Source organism: Ruminiclostridium cellobioparum DSM 1351 = ATCC 15832, from assembly GCF_000621505.1.
Lineage (GTDB): Bacteria > Bacillota > Clostridia > Acetivibrionales > DSM-1351 > Ruminiclostridium > Ruminiclostridium cellobioparum.
In genome coordinates this window covers 1-2,620 of record NZ_JHYD01000077.1, presented here as the reverse complement: position 1 = coordinate 2,620, position 2,620 = coordinate 1, and the positions used below count along the sequence as shown (strand labels likewise).

2 protein-coding genes are annotated in these 2,620 nt (G+C 43.6%); both read left to right on the top strand.

All coding sequences use genetic code 11. The features are described 5' to 3' along the window. Positions 1-226 precede the first annotated feature (226 nt). Complete coding sequence (gene istA / locus T344_RS0119325; protein ID WP_027630042.1) at positions 227-1,735, top strand: IS21 family transposase; 1,509 nt, start codon at positions 227-229, stop codon at positions 1,733-1,735. Then, positions 1,732-2,463: an IS21-like element helper ATPase IstB gene (gene istB / locus T344_RS0119320; RefSeq protein ID WP_027630041.1), complete on the top strand. Its 732-nt coding sequence runs from the start codon at positions 1,732-1,734 to the stop codon at positions 2,461-2,463. The genes istA and istB overlap by 4 nt, the downstream gene beginning before the upstream one ends. Positions 2,464-2,620: the final 157 nt, after the last annotated feature.

The window sequence follows — 2,620 nt, the reverse complement described above, 5'->3', positions numbered from 1 at the left end:
GGCTTACAAAAGCTGCATGGGACTTCTAAAGCTGGCTGATAAATATTCAGTCGAGCGTCTTGAAACCGCCTGTCAGAAGGCACTTTCCTATACAGTGTTTTTGGTATACTGAAAACCAAGCGTTCCGGAACTTAAAAAACCCTGCATAAAATGGAAAAACCATTGCAAGCACCCCTTCAAAATAATACCCTTTAAGTTGCGACACTTCAAAGGGGGTACAGAAAGGATGCTGACAATGGATCAGATATATCGTATCAAAAATATGAGAAAGTTTGAAGGCAAAAGTTTAAGAAAAATATCTAAAATCACGGGTCATGATTTTGAAACTGTGAAAAAGTATGTCACAAAGATCAATTTCAACTATGAACTCCGCCCAAAACAACGGAGGCAGGGAAAATTGTCACCGTACAGAGACATTGTAACTACCTGGCTGGTCAAGGACCAACAGGCTCCACACAAACAGCAGCACACGGCCAGAAGGGTTTATGACAGGTTAAGGGAGCTATATGGAGAAGCATTTGATGCCAGTGAAAGGTCGGTCAGAAAGTTTGTCGCTGGCATTCGGGAAGAGCTTCAGATGAACCCAAAAGGATTTTTACCTCTGGAACATCCCCCAGGGGAAGCCCAGGCAGACTTTGGAGAGGCTCGATTCATCGAAAATGGTATTACCTATGACGGATATTACCTTAATATGTCCTATCCACACAGCAATGGCGGGCATACCCAGTTGTTCAAAAGTGCAAATCAGGAATGTCTTCTGGAAGGCATGAAGGCAATCTTTGAGCATATTGGTGGAGTGCCGACAGCTATTTGGTTTGATAACATGTCCACTGCTGTAAGGAAAGTCAAGGAGTATGGGAAACGTGATCTGGCCCAGGGCTTTTTGCGGTTCATGATGCACTACGGATTTCAGAGTAACTTCTGTAATCCGAATAGTGGACATGAAAAGGGCTCCGTAGAAAACAAGGTTGGCTACCACCGCCGGAATCTGTTTGTTCCGATTCCGGAATTTAAAGAGCTGAAAGAATATAACAAGGAACTCCTGTTACGATGTGACCGGGACATGAACAGGATGCACTACAAGGGACATGGTCGGATTGAAGACTTGTTCAGGGAGGATAAACTGGAATGCTTCAAGCTTCCGAAGGTACCGTTTTATGTGTTCCTGCATGAGTTTGCGAAGGCAGACAATTATGGGAAGATCAAATTTGATGGCAGAATTTATTCAACCTCTCCAGATATGGCCGGGCGTCAGGTCACCATTAAAGCCGGTGCCTATGATATCGACCTGCTGGATGATGACTGCCGCCCTATTGTTCGACATAGAAGGCTTTATGGTGAAGAAAAGGAGGCCATGTATTGGATCCCATATCTTGATCTGATGTCCAAAAGACCGACAGCATTAAAATATTCCGGACTTTTCAACCAATTGCCGGGTATCATGAAGGAGTATCTGGACCAATGTGATTATGAACGCAAAAAGCAATCATTGAAGCTACTTTCAAGAATGACAATGACTACAGGCTTTGATACAGCCATAGAAGCCTTTGAAGAAGGAATTAAGTTGGGAGCCAGGGATCCGGACAGCATCTGGGCGGTTTATTGCCGCTTAACAACCGGAACTTTACCAGAACCGGAAGTCAAACTCCCCAACACAGTTCCGGAGCTTAAGAAATACACTCCGAATATCAAGATATATGACGAATTGTTCGTACCCGGAGGGCTGTCATCATGAGTTCAGATGCGTTGATAAAACATTACTGCAAGGAATTGAGGTTTGGGAAAAACATATATGAAAGCTACTCAAAAATCGCTGCCGCTGATTTCGGAGATTTCCTGGCACAGCTTTTGAAGCTGGAACTGGATCACCGAGAATTGACCCGTAAGAACCGGAACTTAAAGTCCGCCGGTTTTGATGTCATCAAAACTTTTGAAGGTTATGAATTTGGAGATATCCAGATTCCAGGCTCCGTCAGTCTGGAGGAATTAAAGTCCGGAAGCTTCATAGAAAAGCTTGAGAACTTGATCCTCTATGGTCCGGTAGGAACAGGTAAGAGCCATATGGCCACGGCTATTGGTGTTGTAGCCTGTTCCAGAGGAATGAAGGCAAAGTTCTTTCGTACGGCATCATTGGTCAATCAATTAAGCGAAGCAAAGGCAAAGGGTGAATTAAAGCGATTTATGAAGCAGTTGGAAAAGACAGATTTGCTGATTTGTGACGAATGGGGTTATGTCCCCTTTGAGAAGGAAGGCTCACAACTGCTATTTCAAGTGATTTCAGAATGTTATGAAAAAAGGAGCGTAATCATCACAACCAATCTGGAATTCAGTAAATGGAACGGAATTTTTTATGACGAAAAGCTGACAAGTGCAATTATTGATAGACTGGTACACCATAGTCATCTGCTGGTTTTTCAAGGTCAGAGCTATCGGCTTACCCACTCCACCATGAAATCCCATTAATGGGAAAGGGGTGCTCGGAAAATTAAGTTCCGGAATGCAAAAAATTTATGTTGCCAAAAACATATACAGCGGCTCCCAGTTACAAGAGTATCAAAAACATACTCACCACTGGGCAAGATAAGTCACAAAGCCAGCCGGATAAACCGGAAGCCACACA

Bases quoted from the DNA above. Each gene is read 5' to 3' on its own strand.
- istA (WP_027630042.1), top strand. From the start codon at position 227: ATGCTGACAATGGATCAGATATATCGTATCAAAAATATGAGAAAGTTT.
- istB (WP_027630041.1), top strand. From the start codon at position 1,732: ATGAGTTCAGATGCGTTGATAAAACATTACTGCAAGGAATTGAGGTTT.